The organism is Rahnella bruchi (assembly GCF_003614975.1).
GTDB lineage: Bacteria > Pseudomonadota > Gammaproteobacteria > Enterobacterales > Enterobacteriaceae > Rahnella > Rahnella bruchi.
Window position 1 is genome coordinate 80168 of the sequence record NZ_QZWI01000005.1, and the last position, 22550, is coordinate 102717.

Below are 22550 nucleotides of genomic sequence, written 5' to 3' on the forward strand. Positions count from 1 at the left end.
CTGTCAGGATACCGGCCTTAGCAGGGCATAAAAGAAGACAGAGGATCCGATGATCAAAGACCAGACTTTCAGCGACCAGCGTTTTAGCATGAAGCAATTTACCGGTGAAACGCTGGAGAATTGTCGCTTTTACCGCTGCCGTTTCGACAGCGCCGATCTGTCAGAAACGGCGTTCGTCGATTGTCTGTTTTACGATGATGAAGACCAAAAAGGCTGCTCTTTCCAGCATGCAAAATTGCAGGATGCCAGTTTTAAACGTTGCGACATGACGATGGCGGATTTCAAAAACGCTCAGGCGCTGGGCTGTGAAATCCGCGAATGCAAAGCCACCGGCGCAGATTTCAGCGGCGCGAGTTTTATGAATATGATCACCTCACGCACCTGGTTTTGCAGCGCGTTCATGACCAAAAATAATTTCAGCTACGCGAACTTCAGCAAAGTCATTCTGGAAAAATGCGAGCTGTGGGAAAACCGCTGGACCGGCGCGAATGCGCAGGGCGCAAACTTCAGCGGCTCCGACCTTTCCGGCGGCGAATTCACCGAATTCGACTGGAATAACGTCAACATCACCCATTGCGACCTGACGAACTCCGATCTGGGCGAGCTGAATATCCGCAAAGTCGATCTCGATGGTGTGAAAATCGACGACTGGCAGCAAAGCCATTTGCTGGAAAAACTGGGGATGATTGTGATTCATTCGAAATGAAGGGAGGTGAGGTGAAAACCGAAAAGTGCGCTTCTCCCTCGCCCGTCATCAGAAACTCTCCGCATTATGCTATAACAAAGGTTCGCTGTAGCCACTAAATTAACCTCATGAAAGATAATAGTATTTACTCTCCTCAGGCGTCTGTTCCGCAACAGTCGCGGGTCCTTGGCTGGTCTGATTTATTCTCACTATGGTTTTCGCTCGGCATGGGTCTGATGGTGCTTCAGGCCGGTGCGATTCTGGCACCCGGCCTGGGACTGGCGGGCTCGCTGGCGGCGGTTGTGCTGGGATCTGCCGTCGGCGTTGCGCTATTGGCGTTGGTCGGAGTGATCGGCGGGCAGACAGGCATGTCATCAATGGCATCGCTGAAGCTGAGCCTCGGTAAACGCGGCGTAGCATTGCCGGTGCTTTTCAATCTGATCCAGCTGATTGGCTGGGGCGCGTTCGAAATTGTGGTGATGCGCGATGCGGCCAGTTTGCTGGCGAAACGGGCCTGGGGCGACGGCAGTTTTTGGGCGAATCCGACGCTCTGGACGTTTATTTTCGGCATCGTTGCGACCCTTCTGGCGGCCAGCGGACCACTGGCGTTTATCCGCGTAGTGCTGCGCCGCTGGGGTATCTGGCTGTTACTGGCGAGTTGTGCGTGGCTGACCGGTTATCTGTTTCTGCATGCGGATTTATCGACGCTGTGGCATAAGGCCGGAGACGGTTCGATGCCGTTCGCGCTGGCCTGCGATATCGTGGTGTCGATGGCGTTTTCGTGGCTGCCGCTGGTGTCGGATTACACCCGTTTCGGCAAATCTGCGCGGCAGAATTTCTGGGGAACTGCCTGCGGATATTTCCTCGGCAGCGTGTGGATGATGTCTCTCGGAGTGGCGTATACGCTGGCTTTTGTCAGCACATCGACCGATGCTAATGCGCTGCTGCTGGCGCTCTCAGGCGTTGCGCTGGGTATTCCGCTGCTGCTGATCCTGGTGGATGAACACGAAAATGCCTTTGCGGATATCCACTCGGCGGCGGTTTCCGCGGGTACATCTGTGCCGGTCAGCGTGGGTAAGCTGACGCTGGCCATAGGTCTGCTGTGTACGCTGATTGCCTGGTCGGTTCCGCTGACGCAATACGAAAACTTCCTGTTGCTGATTGGTTCAGTATTTGCGCCGCTGTTCGGCGTGGTGCTGACGCATCATTTTGTACTGCGCCGTCAGACCACCGAGAACCTGAATCTGCGTTCCGTCGCGGCCTGGTTTATCGGTATCGCGGTCTATCATCTGATGGCAAATCTGCTGCCTGACGTGGGCGCAACGATTCCGTCGCTGCTGGTGGCAGGGCTGATGTGCTGGGGATTAGGGCGGGGAAACAGCAGTCGTTAAAGGCGAAGCTTAGCGGTCTGATAAACCTTGGACCGCTCACGCTTTCCAACGGACAAGACCAAAACTACAATCTGCTCATCTATAACCTGATACACCAGCCGGTAACCTGAAGCGCGCAACTTTATCTTATAGCAGTCAGGCAATCCGCGCAGACGGTTAGCGGGAATATGCGGTTGCTCTAAGACCTCAGCCGGTTTCTTTTTGAACTGGCGTTTTACAGGCTCACCTATTTTCTGAAATTCTTTCAGTGCCCGTGAATCAAACTCCAGGCTATAGATCATCAAGTTTAACCCTGATACGTTTACTTTTACCGTTCATCCGTGAGCGGGCTATTTCCCCCAGTTCCATATCTTCTAAGTATTCAGAAAGCATTTCCCATGTTTCGGCTGAGACGTAATAGCCGGAAATCTTGCCATTAGTGAGTACGGCAACTGGCTGCCCGTTGGATTCTTTCAATACGGCATTCGGCGATTTTTTAAAGTCACTGATGCTTACGGCAGCATTAGCATAAACAGATTGGACTGGCATAGAGACCTCTTTGGTAAGATTTAAAATACTAAATTTAGTATCATAAATCATACCATCTGAATCTCCAGTTTGTATGATATTTACGCTTTCCATGTATCTCGCCATTCTCCCTGAAATGTATAATGGCACCAATCATTCGCCTGGCGGGAGGTTGGATCCACATATTCTGATAATACTTTTCGCGATCTGGAAGATGCCTTCCAGATCGCTTGTTTTTGTACCTGAAATTCGCCCCTACTCCCTCATTTCCCCTGCCCGAAAAAATCGTTGTACAGCATGTAAAGATGCGCTGCACTCCAGGAGAAGTTGGGTGCGCCCTGTTGCTGACCATTTAGCGGATTGTAGTTTTCCCGGATAGGCGCATCAGAAACCAGACCATCAGCGTGCTCAAAGAAGGCTTGCGCCATTTTTACGGCGTCTTCACGGTAGCCGTATTGCTCCATGCCCTTAAGCCCGAAATACAGCTGGTCAACCCAAACGCGCCCGCGCCAGTAGATATCTGCGCCGAACGCGGGATTAGTCAGAGCGGCGGTACCGAGCGGCACATAGGTGTTGAATTCGCGCGCATCTTTCATCACTTTCACGACGGCGTCGGCATGCGCCTGAGTCGCTGCGCCATTAAATAACGGTGACCAGCCTTCAGGACCTTTGCCGCGCTCGGTAATCGGTTTACCCGCGCAGCCATTGGCCAGCGGTTTTTCTTCAATTCGGATGTCATAAAAGAAACCGCTGCGGCTATCGAACATGCAGGTGTTGATGTATCCCGCCAGTCTGACCGCTTTCTCACGAAAATCTGCGGCTTCAGTTTTCTTGCCAAGAATGTCGGCGATTTCAGCCATGTATTTATTATCGCTGTACATATAGCTGGCTTCATCGACGGACTCCTGTAACAGCGAATACCCCAGCAACGTGCCATCTGCGGATCGGTTTTCAGCGAATTTAACCTGCCAGTCCTGTTTTTTACCGCCATTTTTAATGTATTTCGCCAGCTGATCGGCGTCGATAAATCCAAAGGCCGCCGCATCATCGCGCCCAGATTCCCAGGAAGCCGCCACCTGCGCCGGAATTTCGATGCTGTCGTAATGACCGGATTTCACCACGCGGTCGTAGTTTTTCAGCCCGGATTCGTTCTGTTCTTTCTGTCCTTCCCTGACGGTAAACAGCATTTTGCCATCAACAGTGTTATGCGCTTTATCACGCGTTGCACCATATTCCGGCACGCCATTATGGTTGTGGTCACGGTTGCGCAGCCACCAGTCGTGATAAGCGACCAGTTTCGGATACATTTCAGTCAGCCATTGTTTATCGCCGGTCGTTTTGTAGATTTCCATCACCGACCATGCGGCCAGACTCGGTTTTGTGTTGCGTTCATTCCAGTTGGTGCCGTCGCCGCCACGTTCTGGGCTCGGATTATAGGCAATCAGGTCCGGCACAAAACCGGCATCCCACGGACGAACGGCATCACCGGGCTGGATCTGAAAGGCAAAAACGGCGCGGATATTGTTTTTCGCCACGTCGGGATTGAAATGCGCCATCGCATACGCCTGTTTCCAGGTGTCCCACGGCCAGGTCTGATTACCGGAGAACCAGCGACCGGTCACCGAAGGCGTGACTGAATCAAACTTCATCGCACCCGCCGCACCGCGCCAGTTTCCGGTTAATGTTTCGATAGCTTTCACCGCCACGCGTTCCTGATCTTTCGTCGCTTTCGGGTTAGTCAGACCGGCATTCAGATAGCCTTCCCAGCGCTTTTGCGAGGCGTCCAGATAGGGCTGCGGATGCGCCAGAATATCCTGGATTTTCGGCAGCTCTTTATTAACCTCAGCGGTGGTCAGCAGATGCGAATAGGTGGTGTAAATCGTGGTAGAACCGGCGATTTTGGCTTTGCCGGTGAACCGATGCCCCTTGATTTCGGTCTGCATCGGCAGGGATTTGTGGATCTGATATTCGGACTCACCGGACGTCATCAGGCTGGATGCCTCACGAACTTTGCCGAAAGTCACTCGCAGGCCATCAGCGACCGGCAGGATCTGGCGCGTATACCCCGGATATTCCTGTTCGATGGTTTTATCCGATGGCGGTTTCCCTTCCTGAGCGCGGAGTTTTTCCAGCAGTTCACCGTCCCAGACCAGTTCAAGCGGAGAATCGGTGGTGATCTTCGTTTCCAGCAGCGAAGTCCGTGAAGTCACAAAACGAAGCGTCATGTCGATGCGGATACCCGGCGCGGTCAGCGTTTGAATGAGCGCGCCGGGAATGCTGTAAGCGTTCATGCTCAGCGCGACTTTTTGCCCTGCTTTATACACAGTAAGCCGGTCGAAATTATCGGCCATAAAATTGATATACTCTTCGGTCAGCAGCGCCGGGCCAGGAAATCCGCCCATGCCTTCAGGACCTGCCGGAAGTAAATGACCGTGCCAGGCACCGTCATCAAATAAAGGATTAAAACGCTGATGCTCGTCGAAATCATAATCGAGCATATATTGCGGCGCACCGGTGCGGTTAATGACGTTTTTAAAAGAGTCCGCCCGCAAAGTATTGGCTGTTTCTGCCAGTGCATGACCGGAAATAAATAAAGCAGCACAGATAAGTAAACTGAGCGGCCGACGCTGGTTACTATGTTTCATTATGATTTACCCCAATAAAAATATTGCATAAGAAATACCGAATTGCTGGCACCGGTATTGTCATTGCTCATATAGAATTTGCTGTCTAATGCCGTTGCGAAACGGCCGCCGTAATATTCGTACCAGATACCGGCCTGTGCGTAAGAGGTGGTCGTGTCGAAAGTATTATCACGCGAATGTTCGGCGTAACTGTAGGCAGTCGATAAATACAGACCGGTGGTCGCTTCCACCATCGCGCTGACCATCATTCCTGACTCGTGGCCAGAATGGCTGCTGTCCCCTTTGCCGGTGTGATGCCAGACGCGTCCTGCCAGATTTTTGCCCTGTAAACCTGCGAGGAACAATTGCCCGGTGCCATCGGTGAGTTCCAGACCGTTAAGCAACGTCAGCCCCTCCGCCAAATCATATTGCGTATAGCCATTGACCATTGCCTGATACGTATATTTATCTGAATAGCGGTCATATTTCCCGAAATGAAGTAATGCGGTGCTTTCATTAACGCGGCTCTGCGGCGCGGCGGTCACGCTGTAGCGAAACTTACCGGTCAGGTTCTGCACCTTTACGGCCTGGGTTAAATCGCGGGTATTAGGAATAACGTAGCCATATTCCGGTGTAAAATCGCCCCACCATTGCAGGTCATCCAGCGAAGAATCATTGCGCATACTCAGGATAAACTCAGTGCCCTGATCAGTACGGTAACCGCCGTAAAAACGGTTCAGCCCGCCTTCGAATCCGCCCCAGCCATGATCGGGTACCCAGGCATTTCCCTGATGATCGGCCTGCACCGTCCAGCCTTCGCCGTAAATAAGCCCGAACCAGTTGCCGTGCTTTATTTCCAGGCCGCCCTCGATATATGTTCCGTCGCTGTATTTATGCTGATCTTTGCCGTTTAAATACACGCTGCCACCGCCACCCATTTCACCATAAAAACGATAGGCGGTAGCATCGTGGCTGGCCGGGGTTATTTCCGGCGGCGATAAATCATTATGTTCGGCAGGAACTACCGGCTCTTGCGCCAGCAAATTCATTGATAAGAATAATAATGAAGGTAATAATATTTTGTTGAGTGATGTGTTCTTCATCGGTATGCGCTTCACTGTTTTGATTATTATGAATAGGAAAAGCAGAAGTAAAACGCATACTAGTAAATATTTTACTAAAATATACTTAAAATTAGGTAAAGCGTTAACTCTGTCACAGTGAGTTTTTACGGGCTGGCGGGCGGGTGAGCGGTGTACATAAGGCGCTGATCACATTAAGCTACGGCTTTGGTTTACCTGATTATGAGACGCTGATGGCTACTTTGAAGGAAATCGCTGAGGCCGCGAACGTATCCGTTGCGACGGTTTCACGTGTGCTCAATGACGATCCGAGCCTGAGCGTGAAAGCGCAGACCCGCCAGAAGATTTTAGAAGCGGCAGAACGCCTGGAATATAAAGTTTCTCCCTCCCGGCGCAATGCCACGCAACGCATGACGTTTGCTGCATTGTTCACTTACCGGCAGGGGCTGGAAATTGACGATCCTTACTATCTTTCCATGCGCTATGGCATTGAAACACAATGCGAAAAACAGGGTGTCACCCTGATTTCGGGTTACGATTTTACCGGCGAAAAGGCACTGCCTTCTGCCGACGGTTTTCTGGTTATCGGCCAACCTCAGGCCGCGCTGCATACACAGCTCGCGCAACAACCCATACCGGTTGTTTTCATTGATGGCGTGATGGAAGACCCGCAGTCTGACTGCGTTAACGTAGATTTATTTAAGATCAGCCAGAAGGTCATCGACTTCTTTATCGGCCAGGGATATTCCCGGATCGGCTTTATCGGCGGTCGCGATCATCCTGAATTCCCGGATCAGCGCGAACAGGCCTTTGTGGAATATGGCCGTCTGAAAAACGTCGTCCAGCCAGACGATATCTGGTACGGCAATTTCACCAGCCAGTCCGGCTATCAGTGTGCGAAGAAAATGTTGCAGCAAAATGCGCCCTATCCTCCGGCGTTGCTGATTGCCACCGATACCATTGCGCTGGGCGTGACCCGCGCGCTGCTGGAACATGGCGTTAAAATCCCCGAACAAATCGCGCTGATCAGCGTCAACGACATTCCGACAGCCCGCTTTGTCTTCCCTTCTTTATCAACAGTTCGCATCCATTCTGAAACCATGGGCGCTCAGGCAGTTAACCTGCTGACCGAACGTCTGCGCGATGAACGCACCGTGCCGTTGTCGGTATTTGTGCCGGGATCGTTGCAGCTGCGGGACACCACCCGCCGGTAAAATTTAACTGCATGATCGCCGAACAGATTTTTTATTTTTTGTGATCTCTCAGACAATCAGTAAAACTTTTTAGTTATTTTTACTAAATATTTACTATCTTCTCTCCCATAGAAACACGTCTCAGGAGAGATCACGTGAATAATTGGGAAAATATCGAGAAGCAGTCAGAAAACCGTTTACCGCCACGCGCCTCCTTTTTCAGCTATGAAAATCCACAGGAGGCGCTGCGTTTTGACCGCGCCGCCAGCCAGTACTTTCAGTTGCTCAGCGGCAGCTGGCAGTTCCGCTTCTTTGAGCATCCGGCGTTAGTGCCGGAAGAATTCTACCGTCAGCCGATGACCGAATGGGGCAACATCACCGTTCCCGGCATGTGGCAGATGCATGGCCACGGCCAGCTGCAATACACCGACGAAGGTTTCCCCTTCCCGATCGACATCCCTTACGTTCCGACCAATAACCCGACCGGTGCTTATCAGCAGCGTTTTACTCTCGATGCAGCCTGGGCTGGCAAACAAACGCTGATCAAATTTGACGGCGTGGAAACCTATTTCGAAGTCTATGTGAACGGGCAATATGTCGGATTCAGCAAAGGCAGCCGCCTGTGCGCAGAGTTCGATATCAGCGCCTGCGTGAAGACGGGTGAAAACTTGCTGTCGGTGCGCGTTTTACAGTGGGCGGATTCGACTTATATCGAAGATCAGGATATGTGGTGGATGGCCGGGATTTTCCGCGATGTTTATCTGACCGGCCAAAATCCTGTTCATCTCAATGATTTCACCGTGGTCACCACCTTTGATGAAAACTACTGCGACGCCGTGCTGAGCATCGATGCCGTATTGGCTAATACTCGGGAGCCAGTCAGCGGCTACCGCCTGAGCGCGCAGTTGTTCGACGATACCGCCTGTGTGGCGGAGTTATCGGTGGATAACCTGAATATCGACGATGAAACGCGCTGCCGCCTGCAAATTCCGGTCAGTCATCCACGCCAGTGGAATGCCGAACATCCTGAGTTATATCAGCTACTGCTGACGCTGTATGACGACGCGGGGCAGGCGATTTCCGTCGTGCCGCAGCGCGTAGGTTTTCGCGATATTTGCGTGCGCGACGGGCTTTTTTTCGTCAATGGTCGTTATCTCAAGCTGCACGGCGTCAACCGCCACGACCATGATCATCGCAAAGGGCGCGCGGTCGATATGGCGCGGGTTGAGCGGGATATCATCCTGATGAAACAACACAACATTAACTCGGTACGTACCGCACATTACCCCAACGATCCTCGCTTTTACGCGTTGTGCGATATTTACGGTTTATTCGTGATGGCTGAAACGGATCTTGAAAGTCACGGTTTCGCCAACGTCGGCGATCTGAGCCGCATCACCGACGATCCGCGCTGGGAACATGCCTATGTGGAGCGTATTGAGCGTCATGTGATGGCGCAAAAAAATCATCCGTCGATCATTATGTGGTCGCTCGGCAACGAATCCGGATATGGCTGCAACATCCGCGCAATGGCGAAACGTTGTAAAGCGCTCGATCCGACACGTCTGATTCACTACGAAGAAGACCGCGATGCCGAAGTGACCGATATCATCAGCACCATGTATTCCCGCGTACAAATGATGAATGCGTTCGGCGAATACCCGCACGCCAAACCGCGCATCATCTGCGAATACGCTCATGCAATGGGCAACGGACCCGGCGGATTAGCCGAATATCAGGCCGTTTTGAATCGCCATGACAGCCTTCAGGGGCATTACATCTGGGAATGGTGCGATCACGGATTGCTGGAAACCGGTGAAAACGGTCAGACGCGTTATACCTATGGCGGGGATTACGGCGATTACCCGAACAACTACAACTTCTGCATGGACGGACTGATTTACCCCGATCAGACGCCCGGCCCTGGCCTGCGGGAATATAAACAAGTGCTGTGCCCGGTAGAGGTCAGTCTTAGCGGCGATGCGCTGCGCATCAGAAACCGTTACTGGTTCAGTTCGCTGGAAGACATCACATTGTCGCTGACCGTTCAGGTTGCAGGAAGCTGTCTGGAAACCCGAGAAATTTTCCTGCCGCACCTGCAACCCGGCGAATGCGAAACACTTAAATTGCCTGAGTTTGCCGCCAGCGAGCAGGAAATCTTCCTTAATGTCGACATCCGGAAAAACAGCCCGACGGCCTACAGTGAAGCGCAGCATCCTCTCGGTCATTACCAGATGCTGTTGCAGGCAGCCGAATCCTTCCCGGCAAAACCTGCGCCACAAAAAGCCGCAACGCTGGCATGTGATGAGCAAAAACATCAGCTTATCGTCAGCGGCGATGGCTTCAGACTGGAATTTTCACGTCTGGATGGCGAACTGAAAAGCTGGCAAACAGATGACGAAGAGATTGTAGGCCGCGCGCCGAAACTCAATTTCTTTAAGCCGGTCATCGACAACCATAAACAGGAATTTGAAGGCCTCTGGCAGCCGAATCATTTGCATATCATGCAACAGCATTTCCGGCAGATGCACTGGGAGTGGCAGCAGGACGATGTGGTGATTGAAGTGCAGAGCATCATTGCACCACCTGTTTTCGATTTCGGTATGCGCTGCACTTATCGCTGGCGGATATCGCCTCAGGGTGTGGTGAGCCTCGATTTATCCGGCACGCCTTACGGTAATTTCGATTCTATTATCCCGAAAATCGGCCTCGATTTTGGCATCAGCCGTCGTTTCACGCAGGTGGAATATTACGGTCGCGGGCCGGATGAAAACTATCAGGACAGCTGTCAGGCCAATCTCATCGGACATTATCAGCAGCCGGTGAGCCATTTATTTGAAAACTATCCGATGCCGCAGGACAACGGCAACCGGCAGGACATCCGCTGGCTGAGTCTTCGCGATGACGCGGGAAAAGGGATTTTCATTCAGCCACGCCAGCCGCTCAATTTCAGCCTGTGGCCTTACAGCTCGCAGATGCTGCAACAGGCGCAGCATATTGATGAACTGACGCCGGACACCTGCCTGACGCTCAATCTCGACCACAAAATTTCCGGTCTGGGCTCCAATTCCTGGGGTTCTGAAGTGCTCGATTCTTATCGCGTGTATTTCTCGGCGTTCAGCTACGGCTTCACGATAGTGCCCTTCAGCCAGAAAGACACGGACAGCCAGCATCTTGCGGAATTCACCTTTCATCCCAGGGAGGAAAACTGATGATTATTCTCGATTCTTTAACTGAATTTCAGCGGCTGTACCGCAGTGGAAAAAAATGGCAGCGCTGCATGGAAGCCATTAATAACCTGGAAAATATTCGCCCCGGCGTTTTCCATTCTGTTGGCGATTCGCTGGTTTACCGGCTCGTCAGCGGCAGCGAAAAACAACGGGCGGAATTCGAAGGTCACCGCCGTTATTTCGATGTGCATTATTACCTTGAAGGCGCAGAAGAAATTGAGTTTTCCGCGAAATCTGCCCTGCACTGCGTGACACCTTATGACGATGAAACCGATCGCGAGTTTTTTACCGGTCAGGGTGAAACGGTAAAGGTGAATAAGGGCCGCGTGATCATTTTTGAAAACCACGAAGCCTGCCGGTTCAGGCCGGAAAAAGACCTCAGGAAAGTCATCTTAAAAGTGACTGTCGAAGAGAGTTATTTCGTTAATAAATAATAAAAAAATAAGAACCACTTACCCTACAAACATCGCAGTTGGAGAGTATTTATGGCCGGGTCCAGTCGAAATACCATAGGCAAATTTGGATTGTTATCCATGACATTTGCCGCCGTGTTTAGCTTCAATAATGTCATCAACAATAACATCCAGTTAGGCATCGCCTCCGCACCGGTATTTCTGGTGGCGACCCTCATTTACTTTATTCCGTTTTGTCTGATCATCGCCGAATTTGTCTCGTTAAATAAAAACTCGGAAGCCGGTGTTTATGCCTGGGTGAAAAGTGCCCTCGGCGGCCGCTGGGCATTTATGACTGCCTACACGTACTGGTTCGTGAATTTGTTTTTCTTCACGGCCCTGCTTCCCCGCGTTATCGCGTATGCGTCTTATGCCTTCTTAGGGCACGATTATATTTTCACGCCCTTCACGACCGCCATTATCAGCATCTGCCTGTTTGCCTTTTCCACGATGATTTCCAACAGCGGTGCGAAATTACTCGGGCCAATGACCTCGGTCACATCGACATTAATGCTGCTGCTGACGTTCTCTTATATCGTGCTGGCGGGCGCGGCGCTGATGGGCGGCGTGGAACCGGCGGACCCGATTAACGTTCAGGCAATGACGCCGCATTTTAACTGGGCATTTTTAGGTATTATTGCGTGGATATTTCAGGCCGCGGGCGGCGCGGAATCTGTGGCGGTGTACGTGAATGACGTTAAAGGCGGCAGCCGCGCCTTCGTAAAAGTCATCATTATTTCCGGCCTGGTGATCGGCGTGTTGTATTCCATCGCCTCGCTGCTGATTAACGTGTTTGTGGCGCAATCCGCGCTGCATTTTACCGGCGGCACAGTGCAGGTATTTGAAGGTTTATCCGCGCACTTTGGATTACCGGCAGTGCTGATGAACCGTTTTGTCGGCGTTATTTCGTTTACCGCGATGTTTGGCTCATTGCTGATGTGGACAGCCGCACCGGTGAAAATCTTCTTTACTGAAATTCCTAAGGGGATTTTTGGCGAGAAAACCATTCGCCTGAATAAACATGGCGTCCCGACACGCGCGGCCTGGATCCAATTTCTTATTGTTATCCCGCTGATGTTAATTCCCACACTGGGCTCCGACAGCGTGCAGGATTTAATGAATACGCTGATTAACATGACCGCCGCCGCATCGATGCTGCCGCCGCTGTTTATTATGCTGGCGTACCTGAATCTTCGTCTGAAATACGACAGCGTCGAGCGCGATTTTAAGATGGGTTCCAGAATGCAGGGGATCACTATCGTCAGTACGCTGATCGTGATTTTCACCGTCGGGTTCATCGCCTCTACCTTCCCCACCGGCGCCAGTATTATTACGATTGTATTTTATAACGTCGGCGGCCTGGTGTTGTTCCTCGGCTATGCCTGGTGGAAATACAATAAATATTCTAAAGGTCTGGACGATAAAACCCGTTATCACGAGGACACGCCACTGGCGAGAATTGTGCTGGAATCGCAGAATGAAACGGCAAGGGTGAAAAAAGAGAAGATAGCGAAATCGCTTTACGGGGCGTAACACTCCGGCGTATGAAGATAAAATAAAGACATAAAAAAACCGCCTCACAAGGCGGTTTTAGTTTTTCTGCTCAATAACTTACAGCGCGATGTCCGCAGGCTGTTTCGGTTCTTGCTTCGCCTGAACGTCGAGTGGTCGCAACTGAACCACTTCGGCTACCGGCGTTGTGATCATCGACGGCGTTTCCAGTTGCAGAATACGGCTGGTTTCCAACAGCTCTTTCTCGGTCGCTTCGATATTACCATTCAGTTTGGTGCCATAAGACGGGATGATTTCCCGGAATTTGGCCTGCCATTCGGCACTGGCGGCTTTCTCTTTAAAGACGGTTTCCAGCAGTTTCATCATGATAGGCGCTGCGGTAGAGGCACCCGGTGACGCCCCCAGCAAGGCGGCAATACTGCCGTCTTTCGCGCTGACGACTTCGGTGCCGAGACGCAATACGCCGCCGTGCTTGCCATCTTTTTTGATGACCTGCACGCGCTGTCCCGCCACCCAGCGTTTCCAGTCTTTCTGCTCGGCTTGCGGGAAGAACTCCTTCAGCGCGGCATGACGGTCTTCATCACTGAGCATGACCTGCCCGACCAGATATTTCACCAGATCGAAGTTGCCCATACCCACGCGGGTCATCGGTAACAGGTTGGAACTGTTCACACTGCCGAACAAATCCCACAAAGAGCCATTTTTCAGAAACTTGCTGGAGAAAGTGGCGAACGGCCCGAACAACAGAACCTGTTTACCGTCAATGATACGGGTGTCGAGATGCGGAACGGACATCGGTGGCGCGCCCACGGCAGCTTTGCCGTAAACCTTCGCCAGATGGCGTTTCACCACATCCTGATTTTCAGTCACCAGGAACTCGCCGCCGACCGGGAAACCGCCATATTCACGTGCTTCTGGAATGCCGGATTTTTGCAGCAGCGTCAGTGAAGCGCCGCCCGCGCCGATGAACACAAATTTTGCATTCACGACATGGTGCTTGTGACTGTGTTTGAGATCGGTAATCGTCACGCGCCAGCTTTTATCCGGGTTGCGCTGGATGTCGCGCACTTCCTGACCGTTTGCCAGCTTGAAATTGGATTTTTTCTGCAACGCCTCAACCAGCTGGCGGGTGACTTCGCCGAAGTTCACGTCGGTGCCTGCAGTGGTGCGGGTCGCGGCCACTTTTTGCGCCGGATCACGGCCTTCCATAACTGCCGGGATCCACTGTTTGATTTGTTCCGGGTCTTCTGAATATTCCATCCCGCGGAAAAGGGTACTTTCCTGCAACGCAGCGAAGCGTTTGCGCAGGAAATCGATGTTGTCATCGCCCCAGACAAAGCTCATGTGCGGCACGCTGTTAATGAACGAGCGCGGATTATTCAGCACGCCTTTCTGAACCTGATACGCCATAAACTGACGGGAAACCTGGAAGGCTTCGTTGATCGCCACCGCTTTGGTGATATCGACAGAACCGTCGGGCATCAGCGGGGTATAGTTCATTTCTGCCAGTGCGGAATGGCCGGTACCGGCATTATTCCAGCCGTTGGAGCTTTCCTGCGCCACGCCGTCCATGCGTTCAATCATATGGACTGACCAGTCCGGTTCGAGTTCCTGGAGATAGGTCCCCAGGGTAGCACTCATAATTCCGCCGCCGACCAGCAATACATCAACGGATTTTTCGTCTTCTGCGGCCGCAAGCTCGCTGGCACCCAGTGAGTCACGGTTGAGAAGCATACCAAGTATCTTTCTCATGACGTCTGTTTCTCTAAATGTTCAGTTCTGTTTTTGGCGATTCGTTTAAGAATATTGTTATGGTTGTCGAACAAGAAATTAGCAAAAAAACACGTGGGATCGTTACTGAAACTTCATTTTTTAAACTACTGGCTACGAATATAACATTATCACTACATAATTTAAAAAAGGATTTAACCTTTCAAAAAAACAGGCAAACGGAAGAGAGGAAAACAGTTCAGGCCGCGTCATATCTGGGTTTGAAGGGTTTCGGGAAGTAGTTGAGGAGCGCTTTGGGGCGTACAAACAACGAGCTATTCGTGCTAAATCGCATTTTAAAGCGAAAGTGGCATGTGAAAAAGGCGCGGTTACCCGCGCCTTTGAAGGATGAAATGACGATACGGCTTAAAGCGCGACGTCAGCCACCACTTTTTGTTCTTTCTTCGGTGCAGAAGCATCTGCTGCCGGAGCCGGTTGTGCCGCTTTTGGCTGCGGGTTATCGAGCATCAGAACGCGGCTGGTATCGCCCAGCTCTTTCTCGGTCGCGGCCACGTTGCCGTTCAGTTCGGTGCCGTAAGAAGGGATGATTTCCTTCAGTTTGGCCTGCCATTCTGGTGTCGCGACTTTGTCTTTAAACACTTTTTCCATCAGGTGCAGCATGATAGGTGCCGCGGTGGAAGCCCCCGGAGAAGCCCCAAGCAGCGCAGTAATGCTGCCATCTTTCGAACTCACCACTTCGGTGCCGAGGCGCAGAACGCCGCCTTCTTTCTCATCTTTTTTGATGATCTGCACGCGCTGGCCCGCTTCCCACAGACGCCAGTCTTCTTTCTTCGCATCAGGGAAGTATTCACGTAACGCATCGAAACGGTCGTCGTCAGACAACATTACCTGGCTGACCAGATATTTCACCAGATCAAAGTTGTCGATACCCACGTGGGTCATCGGCATGATGTTGGAGAAATTCACGCTGCCGAACAGATCCCACAGAGAACCGTTTTTCAGGAATTTGCTGGAGAAGGTCGCGAACGGCCCGAACAGCAGAACCTGCTTGCCATCCAGAATACGGGTGTCGAGGTGCGGAACGGACATCGGCGGCGAGCCGACAGACGCTTTACCGTACACTTTTGCCAGATGGCGTTTCACCACGTCCGGATTCTCAGTCACCAGGAATTCGCCGCCCACCGGGAAGCCACCGTAGTTATCCGCTTCCGGAATACCGGATTTTTGCAGCAACGTCAGGGATGCGCCGCCTGCGCCGATGAACACGAATTTCGCTTTGATGACACTTTCTTTGCTGCCGTTCTTCAGGTCAGCGACAGTCACATTCCAGGTGTTATCCGGATTACGTTTAATGTCACGGACTTCATGGCCGAGGCTCAGCGAGAAGCCAGGCTTCTTCTGCAAAGATGCCACCAGCTGGCGGGTAATTTCGCCGAAGTTCACGTCGGTACCGATCGGAATACGGGTCGCGGCAACTTTCTGCGCCGGGTCGCGCCCTTCCATCACCAGCGGGATCCACTGTTTAATTTGTGCCGGATCTTCTGAATATTCCATGCCGCGAAACAGCGTGCTTTGTTGAAGCGCCGCAAAACGTTTACGCAGGAAATTGATGTTGTCATCGCCCCACACAAAACTCATGTGCGGCGTGCTGTTGATGAAGGAGCGCGGATTGTGCAGCACACCGTTCTCAACCTGATAAGTCCAGAACTGACGGGAAATCTGGAAGGACTCGTTGATTTCGACCGCTTTGGAGATATCAATATTGCCGTCGGCTTTTTCCGGCGTGTAGTTCATTTCTGCCAGCGCAGAGTGGCCGGTACCGGCGTTGTTCCAGCCATTGGAGCTTTCCAGCGCCACGCCGTCAAGGCGCTCAACCATGTCGATTGACCAGTCTGGTTCTAATTCCTGAAGGTATGTCCCCAGCGTCGCGCTCATAATGCCGCCGCCGATCAGTAACACATCAACGGGCTTTTCATCTTCTGCCCGCGCGGACTGGCTGAAGGCCACCACGTTAAGGCAGAGGATCATGGCAAGTATCTTTCTCATGACGTCTGTTTCTCTGAATGTTTAGTTTTAGTTTTGCAGGTGAAAGCTATCCAAAATTCCCTGGATAAACGAAATCAACAACCCGGTGAGCGGGAAATAAGCGATTATTTCCACAGAGTATGAAAGGACAATAATGGGGAGCAACGAAACAGCGGCGCAGAATGACAAATCAACCACATAAATGTTAACGAATACTCATATTATCGAGATTTCGTAAACAATTTAACATCGTGGTTACGTACATTAAAAATTGTTTAATACTTTAAATAATTACATAAGTTAGTTCCGTTACGAAACTACCTGCCGGATATTTCCCTGCAACGCCACGGCGTGCGCGGCCATGTCGTCCGCCGGGCTGTGGCCGATCAGCATGAAGTTGTAACCGGCGTGACGCCAGTAAACCACGTTCATTCCCCGGCGGATTTCACTTTCCTGCGCGGTATTCCCGTTGTGTTCGCTGCGCGTAATACATAACGCCATCGGGCCATACTTCCGGTCGAGATAGGTGATTTGCGCGATATCGTAATCGTCGTAATGCAGCATCCGCGCATCTTTCAGGCTCGCGCCCTGCACCGCCAGCGCCGCAGGGTTTAAAGCAATGCCTAAGGCATTCTGCACCCGAGCGAGCTGGATTTGTTGCTGTCCGGCGGAATCATAAACATCCGCCAGCGTCTGCGCGGTATACAGCGACATGTAATCCGCCACGCGGGCACGCCAGCCATCGTCGGAAACAAACAGCGTGGAATAGCGCCCTGCCAGCACCCCGACGGCCAGAAAACTGACCGATGCAGCGAGCAGTGCGCGACGACTGAAACGGCGCGAAACGGTAGCCGGAACATCAGGAATAGCATCCAGTGCGGCCTGTAATTTCCCGACCGGCGCTTCCTGCAACATCGCGCCAAAGGCGTCGTGGAAAGGTAAATTGCTGCGCGACATCTGTGCCAGACGCTGCGACAGCACGTCATCCTGCGCCAGTTGCGCTTCAAGTTTTGCGCGCTGCGGTTCGCTTAACTGATTGTCGAGATAAGCGACTAGCGTCTCATCGGAATAAGGCGCAGACGGGATTTCACGGGTCATTTATTCTCTCCCTGCTGCGGTTGTGTGGCGGCACCGGCGTCTTTTGCCAGCGTCAGCCGTGCAGCCGCCAGACGGCTCATGATAGTGCCCGCAGGCACTGACAGCGTCATTGCCGCCTCCTGATAGGTAAAACCTTCGACGTACACCAGAAAGACGGCATTGCGCTGGGCTTCCGGCAGACGGTTCACCCGCTGCATCACCTGCGTATGCCAGTGGCGCTCTTCGAAAGACAGCGTATCGGCGGGCGCATCCGTTTCCCCGGCATCCACAAATCCCTGACCCTGACGGACGTGCTGCGCCCTGAGTTCATTAACCCATATCGAGTGCAAAATCGAAAAGAGCCAGCGATCTACGCCGGTGCTGTCAGCCACCTGCGCGCAGCGTTCCAGCGCCCGCACGCAGGTGGATTGCACCAGATCGTCTGCCACATCGTGCTTGCGCGATAACACCATCGCGTAGCGCCACAAACGTGACAGGCACTGGCTCAGTTCAGAACGTAAGTCTGCCGGTGAGATTTATCGTTTCTCCGTATTCAGGATTCCGGATGACCGTCGATAGCAGCGCTCAGGTCGCGGTATTCCTCGCAGCCGGTGCCGCATAAGCCTTTGATGGTCGCCAGCTGGGCTTTAGCGAGATCCGGACGCCCTTTAATCATATAAGCCTCGCCGAGATATTCCCGGACTTTGGCGTAATTCGCGTCAATCGCAATCGACTTCTGATAATAGCTGATGCCTTCATCGGTACGCCCGAGTTTGCGCGTGGCATAACCGCGGTAATTCCAGGCTTCTTTGGTGTTTTTATCTTTAAGCGTATCCAGCACGGTCAGCGCTTCCTGATATCTGCCGGTTTTCGCCAGATGGTACGCATACTGAGTTTTATCCTGATCGGAAATCATGCTGCCCTTATCCACCATGCAGCTTTTGGTTTTGCTGTCATAGATTTGCCCTTTCGGGCAGTCCGGTGTTTTCTTCGCATCGGAATCGTCGCCCATCGCGTTAGCCGCTGTGCTGAACCACAGCAGATTGCCAGCCAGACACACAACTGACAGCGCCTTTATTACCGTTTTTGTCTTCATGATGATGTCCTGTAGGGGATTGACTGATGACTTACGGGCGGCCTGCGCTGCCCGGTAACATGCGGCGCAAAATGCCGTCGCGGAGAACGTAATGGTGGAAAAGTGCCGCCAGCGCATGAACGCCCGCAATAATGATCAGCGCCCAGGCGACGTTGTTATGCAGTGAGCCGAAGGTTCTGGTCATGATGCTGTCGAAATTGAATACGTCAGGAATGGGGAATAAGCCGAAGAAATAGAACGGCTCCGCCTGCGACCAGCGGAATAAAAAGCCCAGAATGATTTGCGCGACCAGCAATAAATAGAGGGCCAGATGGGTCAGATGCGCGGCGGCTTTCATCAGCGCCGGCATGGCGATCAGTTGCTGTTTGCTGCGACCGGTGCTGACGGTAAACAGGCGCCACAGCAGACGCCCGATGATAATCGCCGCCAGCAAAATCCCGACCGAGATATGTACCGATTGCAGCCCTTTGCGCAGCGGCGTGCCGCGCTCGAGGACTTCCCAGATATGCGCGCTGGCAAAGAGGAAAATCACGGCCAGCGCCGTCAGCCAGTGCAGCAAAATAGTCAGACCGTCATAACGGCTGCGAAGAACCGGAGAGGGCGTGGAAGTTGAAGTTAATCGTTGCATAGAATCGGGGTCCGTAAGTGTTCGATATAAGGTAAACACCTGAACACCGGTTTCTATTCGGTGGAATTGAAAATATTTTTCAGCGGGGGAAAAGAGAATCAGACACTGGTCGTTTTGTTGCGGCCATTTTGTTTGGAGTGATACAGCGCACCGTCCGCCACGATGATGGCAATAACGATGAGAAAAGTGCGGATGTTGTAGTCTTTCCAGGGTTTGAAAAAACAGATGGCGGCGATCATGACGGCGACGAAAGAGTTGTCGAAGACAAACATCGCGGTCGAGATAGGCCGAAACCACACCGCAAAGTATTCCAAACAAAATACGTTTATGGACGGGTGACTTCGGTCCAGCGGGCTGTCGCTGCTCAGAATGAAATAGAAAAATCCGAGGCTGGCGTAAGTCACACAGATATTTATATAACGAGTCCAGTGACTTAATAACCTGATCCATAACTCTCCTGTCGAAATTCGCAAATGGGGTAATAAAAATCAATAACGGCGGGAAAATTGGCCTTCAGTAATCTGAAAGATAGCCTATATATAAAGACAGGCGGCGGGCATGGCGTGCCCCTTGCCCTGATGTCCCTTTGTGAGCATCAAAATACCCGTTATTACACAATAAAGTTTTGTTCTGAGTGGCCGATAAACCGTATTGGGCGCCTTATACGTCAACGGCTGCGCCATCAATTTGCATTTATTTCTTATGAGGTGTGGCAGGTGAGCGAAGTATCTAAAGAGTCGTTTGCGAAGCGGAACACGCTGGCAATCTTGTCCGTTCTGCGTGACTTAAAGAAGAACCAGACGCTGGTCATGGTCAGCCATTCCCGCGGGCAGTTTATCAGCAAAATTCTGGATGTGAATTCCGACGACCATCAGTTCTTATTCGATCTGGGCAGCTCAGATTACGAAAACGGTCTGGCGATGGAAGCAGAATCCCTGAGTTTTGTGGCGGAGCCTACCGGTGCAAAAGTCGAGTTCTCATGCAGTAAAGTTCGTCAGGTGACGTATGAAGGGTTGCCCACTTTCACCTGTGATATCCCGCCCGTTTTATATTCCATTCAGCGTCGTGAGTATTTTCGCGTGAATGTGCCGTGGCTGCCGGATTATCGTTGCAGTGGAAAACTACCGGATACGACTGACTTTGCTTATCGTGTCAGGGATATTTCTCTTGGCGGGCTGGGGCTGGAGATTGACGGCATGACGCCGCCGGAAATCAATTCAGGCGCAGTACTGAAAGATTCCCTGATTGAACTGGCAGAGCTTGGGAAATTCAAAGTCGATTTGCAGTATATCGGCGCTATGCCGCGAAAATCGGTGAGCAATAAAGGCGAAACTGTCAGCACTCAGCGGCTGAGTTTTAAGTTTCCTCATTTATCGCCCGCTCAGGAACGCGATCTGCAACGGGCGATTTTCGAGCTGGAAAAACAGCAGCATATGAAAGCGAAGCGTTTCCAGCACGATTAAGGTTTAGATAAACATACCGCCTGAAGCTTCCACACGTTGGGCGGTCATCCAGCCTGCTTCATCACTGAGCATCATCGCCACCATTCCGCCAATATCGTCCGGCAAACCGGCGCGTCCCAGAGTCGTGTTCCCGGAGACAATTTTGTTCACTTCCGGGTTATCACGCACCATGCCGCCGCTGAAATCGGTTTCAATCGCTCCCGGTGCCAGTACGTTAACGGTGATGCCGCGCGCACCTAGCTCTTTTGCCTGATAGCGGGTCAGCACTTCAACTGCGCCTTTCATGATGGCATAAGCCGAAGAACCCGGCAGGGCGAAACGCGCCAGTCCGCTGGAGACGTTCAGAATGCGGCCGCCGTCGCTTATCAGCGGCAGCAGTTTTTGAGTCAGGAAGAATGGCCCTTTCAGGTGGACATTCATCATCAGATCAAACTGCTCTTCGGTGGTATTTGCAAAAGATTCGTGAAGACCAACACCGGCATTGTTGACCAGAAAATCAAAAGTATCGCGCTGCCATACCTGTTGCAGCTGGGTTTTCACCTGCGCGACGAAAGCATCAAAGCTGCCGGACTCCCCGGCGTTCAGTTGCAAGGCAACGGCTTTACCGCCCAGCGCTTCGACAGTTTGCACCACCGCCTGCGCCGCTTGCGCCTGGCTGTGGTAAGTCAAAATGATATCAACGTTATTTTTTGCCAGCTTTTCAATGGCATTCTTACCTAATCCACGGCTTCCGCCGGTCACAATAGCGATTTTACGATTCATTTAAGACCTCTTTGGCTTTATGTCACTACGACACTGGTTGAAACATAGCCTATTGGATTACGACAGAGCGATAAATGGTTCATAATGAGTTTCACTGTCTCATCACCAACAACAATCAGGCGAAATGTGGATAAAATTCAATCAATGCAGGTTTTCGTACGTGTGGCTGAGCTGAGTAATTTTACCCGTGCGGCTGAAAGTCTCGGTTTACCCAAAGGCAGTGTGTCCCGACTGGTGCAGCAGCTGGAAACGCGGATGTCAGCACGCCTGCTGCACCGTTCCACGCGCCGCGTGCAGCTGACGCAGGACGGGCAGCTATTTTATCAGCGCTGCAAAGAGCTGCTGGCAAACATGGAAGAACTGGAGTCGATGTTTCAGTCCAATCCTGCCAGCGTCAGCGGACGGTTGCGGGTCGATATGTCCACCGGTATGGCGACGCACCTGGTTTTACCGCGTCTGGCTGAATTCCTTAACCGTTATCCGGCGCTGGAAATAGAGCTCAGTTGTACCGATCACCGGGTGGATGTGGTGCGTGAAGGGTTCGATTGCGTGATCCGCTCCGGAGCGCTGAAAGATTCCGGGCTGATCGCCCGCCCGCTCGGACAGCTCAGCGTGGTGAACTGCGCCAGCCCAGGCTATCTGCGCCGCTATGGTACGCCGGACCACCCTGACCAGCTGGCCCAGCACGCGATGGTGCATTACGAGCAAACCCTCGGCAGCCACACGTCGGCTTTTGAATATCTCGACGGCAAACAGGTGAAAACCGTTAAAAGCGGTGGCGCGGTGACGGTTAACAGTACCGAAACCTACGTGTCGGCCTGTCTGGCGGGACTTGGGATCATTCAGGCGCCGCTGCTGGGTGTGCGTGATTCGCTGGCGAGTGGTCAGCTGGTAAGTATTCTGCCGCAGTTTCGCGCGCCGCCGATGCCGGTGACGCTGGTATATCCGCACAGGCTGAATCTTTCCCGCCGCGTAAAAGTGTTTATGGACTGGCTGACGGAACTCACCCAAACGTTCATTGCCTGACCTTTCGGACGGCTCTGGCATATCCCTCACCGCTCAGGGGTCTATACTTAAAGCTGGATGAATTTT

20 protein-coding genes are annotated in these 22550 nt (G+C 52.2%); 8 read left to right on the forward strand and 12 right to left on the reverse strand.

Features of this window, described 5'->3' with window-relative positions; genetic code table 11:
* The first annotated feature begins 49 nt into the window (after positions 1-49).
* Positions 50-706, forward strand: a complete 657-nt coding sequence (locus D5398_RS11600; protein ID WP_120507780.1) for a Qnr family pentapeptide repeat protein — start codon at positions 50-52, stop codon at positions 704-706.
* A gap of 107 nt (positions 707-813) precedes the next feature.
* Positions 814-2076, forward strand: coding sequence for a putative hydroxymethylpyrimidine transporter CytX (gene cytX, locus D5398_RS11605; RefSeq protein ID WP_120507781.1), 1263 nt, complete (start codon positions 814-816; stop codon positions 2074-2076).
* On the opposite strand, the gene D5398_RS11610 is transcribed toward cytX, so the two are convergent.
* From D5398_RS11610 to ygjJ, 4 genes are all read right to left on the reverse strand, one after another.
* Entirely contained in the window at positions 2073-2357 is a 285-nt protein-coding gene (locus tag D5398_RS11610; protein ID WP_120507782.1) for a type II toxin-antitoxin system RelE family toxin, read from the reverse strand. The genes cytX and D5398_RS11610 overlap by 4 nt on opposite strands.
* Positions 2347-2604 carry a prevent-host-death protein gene (locus D5398_RS11615; protein ID WP_120507938.1) on the reverse strand — a complete coding sequence of 86 codons (258 nt, stop codon included), beginning with the start codon at positions 2602-2604 and terminating at the stop codon, positions 2347-2349. The genes D5398_RS11610 and D5398_RS11615 overlap by 11 nt, the downstream gene beginning before the upstream one ends.
* A gap of 242 nt (positions 2605-2846) precedes the next feature.
* A complete protein-coding gene (ygjK, locus tag D5398_RS11620) occupies positions 2847-5228 on the reverse strand; it encodes an alpha-glucosidase (protein WP_244216752.1) in 2382 nt (793 codons plus the stop codon).
* Complete coding sequence (gene ygjJ / locus D5398_RS11625) at positions 5228-6310, reverse strand: protein YgjJ (RefSeq protein ID WP_120507783.1); 1083 nt, start codon at positions 6308-6310, stop codon at positions 5228-5230. The genes ygjK and ygjJ overlap by 1 nt, the downstream gene beginning before the upstream one ends.
* A gap of 212 nt (positions 6311-6522) precedes the next feature.
* On the opposite strand from ygjJ, the gene ebgR reads away from it, so the two are divergent.
* The 4 genes from ebgR (at position 6523) to D5398_RS11645 (ending at position 12697) form a co-directional block, all read left to right on the forward strand.
* Entirely contained in the window at positions 6523-7503 is a 981-nt protein-coding gene (ebgR, locus tag D5398_RS11630; protein WP_208645945.1) for a transcriptional regulator EbgR, read from the forward strand.
* A gap of 134 nt (positions 7504-7637) precedes the next feature.
* On the forward strand, positions 7638-10694 hold the full coding sequence (gene ebgA, locus D5398_RS11635; RefSeq protein WP_120507785.1) for a beta-galactosidase subunit alpha: 3057 nt from the start codon (positions 7638-7640) through the stop codon (positions 10692-10694).
* Positions 10694-11146, forward strand: coding sequence for a beta-galactosidase subunit beta (locus D5398_RS11640; RefSeq protein WP_120507786.1), 453 nt, complete (start codon positions 10694-10696; stop codon positions 11144-11146). Before ebgA ends, D5398_RS11640 begins: the two co-directional genes overlap by 1 nt.
* Before the next feature lie 51 nt (positions 11147-11197).
* Positions 11198-12697 carry an amino acid permease gene (locus D5398_RS11645; protein WP_120507787.1) on the forward strand — a complete coding sequence of 500 codons (1500 nt, stop codon included), beginning with the start codon at positions 11198-11200 and terminating at the stop codon, positions 12695-12697.
* Positions 12698-12775: 78 nt separating this feature from the next.
* On the opposite strand, the gene mqo is transcribed toward D5398_RS11645, so the two are convergent.
* The 7 genes from mqo to D5398_RS11685 form a co-directional block, all read right to left on the reverse strand.
* Positions 12776-14428 (reverse strand): malate dehydrogenase (quinone), encoded by a 1653-nt coding sequence (gene mqo, locus D5398_RS11650; protein ID WP_120507788.1) that lies wholly within the window; start codon positions 14426-14428, stop codon positions 12776-12778.
* 384 nt (positions 14429-14812) lie between these two features.
* On the reverse strand, positions 14813-16453 hold the full coding sequence (locus D5398_RS11660) for a malate:quinone oxidoreductase (protein ID WP_120507790.1): 1641 nt from the start codon (positions 16451-16453) through the stop codon (positions 14813-14815).
* A 288-nt stretch (positions 16454-16741) separates the two neighbouring features.
* The gene (locus tag D5398_RS11665) at positions 16742-17530 is read right to left on the reverse strand and encodes an anti-sigma factor family protein (RefSeq protein WP_120507791.1); all 789 of its coding nucleotides are present in this window, start codon (positions 17528-17530) and stop codon (positions 16742-16744) included.
* Positions 17527-17982, reverse strand: coding sequence for an RNA polymerase sigma factor (locus tag D5398_RS11670; RefSeq protein ID WP_244216753.1), 456 nt, complete (start codon positions 17980-17982; stop codon positions 17527-17529). The genes D5398_RS11665 and D5398_RS11670 overlap by 4 nt, the downstream gene beginning before the upstream one ends.
* Before the next feature lie 80 nt (positions 17983-18062).
* Positions 18063-18605, reverse strand: coding sequence for a tetratricopeptide repeat protein (locus tag D5398_RS11675; RefSeq protein WP_120507793.1), 543 nt, complete (start codon positions 18603-18605; stop codon positions 18063-18065).
* Between the two features lie 31 nt (positions 18606-18636).
* Positions 18637-19233, reverse strand: a complete 597-nt coding sequence (locus D5398_RS11680) for a cytochrome b (RefSeq protein ID WP_120507794.1) — start codon at positions 19231-19233, stop codon at positions 18637-18639.
* A 98-nt stretch (positions 19234-19331) separates the two neighbouring features.
* A complete protein-coding gene (locus tag D5398_RS11685; protein ID WP_162940755.1) occupies positions 19332-19532 on the reverse strand; it encodes a hypothetical protein in 201 nt (66 codons plus the stop codon).
* A 417-nt stretch (positions 19533-19949) separates the two neighbouring features.
* On the opposite strand from D5398_RS11685, the gene D5398_RS11690 reads away from it, so the two are divergent.
* Positions 19950-20696 (forward strand): flagellar brake protein, encoded by a 747-nt coding sequence (locus D5398_RS11690; RefSeq protein WP_120507796.1) that lies wholly within the window; start codon positions 19950-19952, stop codon positions 20694-20696.
* Between the two features lie 3 nt (positions 20697-20699).
* Here D5398_RS11690 and D5398_RS11695 read toward each other — a convergent pair whose 3' ends face one another.
* Complete coding sequence (locus D5398_RS11695) at positions 20700-21458, reverse strand: SDR family NAD(P)-dependent oxidoreductase (protein ID WP_120507797.1); 759 nt, start codon at positions 21456-21458, stop codon at positions 20700-20702.
* A 126-nt stretch (positions 21459-21584) separates the two neighbouring features.
* Here D5398_RS11695 and D5398_RS11700 point away from each other — a divergent pair, with 126 nt between their 5' ends.
* Positions 21585-22484, forward strand: a complete 900-nt coding sequence (locus D5398_RS11700; RefSeq protein WP_162940756.1) for a LysR family transcriptional regulator — start codon at positions 21585-21587, stop codon at positions 22482-22484.
* The last annotated feature ends 66 nt before the right edge of the window (positions 22485-22550 follow it).

What these genes read in the sequence shown, in the direction of transcription:
- ebgR (WP_208645945.1), top strand. Translation starts at nt 6,523, where the DNA reads ATGGCTACTTTGAAGGAAATCGCTGAGGCCGCGAACGTATCCGTTGCG.
- D5398_RS11640 (WP_120507786.1), top strand. Translation starts at nt 10,694, where the DNA reads ATGATTATTCTCGATTCTTTAACTGAATTTCAGCGGCTGTACCGCAGT.
- ygjJ (WP_120507783.1), bottom strand. Translation starts at nt 6,310, where the DNA reads ATGAAGAACACATCACTCAACAAAATATTATTACCTTCATTATTATTC.
- D5398_RS11660 (WP_120507790.1), bottom strand. Translation starts at nt 16,453, where the DNA reads ATGAGAAAGATACTTGCCATGATCCTCTGCCTTAACGTGGTGGCCTTC.
- D5398_RS11610 (WP_120507782.1), bottom strand. Translation starts at nt 2,357, where the DNA reads ATGATCTATAGCCTGGAGTTTGATTCACGGGCACTGAAAGAATTTCAG.
- D5398_RS11600 (WP_120507780.1), top strand. Translation starts at nt 50, where the DNA reads ATGATCAAAGACCAGACTTTCAGCGACCAGCGTTTTAGCATGAAGCAA.
- D5398_RS11675 (WP_120507793.1), bottom strand. Translation starts at nt 18,605, where the DNA reads ATGAAGACAAAAACGGTAATAAAGGCGCTGTCAGTTGTGTGTCTGGCT.
- D5398_RS11615 (WP_120507938.1), bottom strand. Translation starts at nt 2,604, where the DNA reads ATGCCAGTCCAATCTGTTTATGCTAATGCTGCCGTAAGCATCAGTGAC.
- cytX (WP_120507781.1), top strand. Translation starts at nt 814, where the DNA reads ATGAAAGATAATAGTATTTACTCTCCTCAGGCGTCTGTTCCGCAACAG.
- D5398_RS11670 (WP_244216753.1), bottom strand. Translation starts at nt 17,982, where the DNA reads ATGGTGTTATCGCGCAAGCACGATGTGGCAGACGATCTGGTGCAATCC.
- D5398_RS11695 (WP_120507797.1), bottom strand. Translation starts at nt 21,458, where the DNA reads ATGAATCGTAAAATCGCTATTGTGACCGGCGGAAGCCGTGGATTAGGT.
- D5398_RS11665 (WP_120507791.1), bottom strand. Translation starts at nt 17,530, where the DNA reads ATGACCCGTGAAATCCCGTCTGCGCCTTATTCCGATGAGACGCTAGTC.
- D5398_RS11680 (WP_120507794.1), bottom strand. Translation starts at nt 19,233, where the DNA reads ATGCAACGATTAACTTCAACTTCCACGCCCTCTCCGGTTCTTCGCAGC.
- ygjK (WP_244216752.1), bottom strand. Translation starts at nt 5,228, where the DNA reads ATGAAACATAGTAACCAGCGTCGGCCGCTCAGTTTACTTATCTGTGCT.
- D5398_RS11645 (WP_120507787.1), top strand. Translation starts at nt 11,198, where the DNA reads ATGGCCGGGTCCAGTCGAAATACCATAGGCAAATTTGGATTGTTATCC.
- mqo (WP_120507788.1), bottom strand. Translation starts at nt 14,428, where the DNA reads ATGAGAAAGATACTTGGTATGCTTCTCAACCGTGACTCACTGGGTGCC.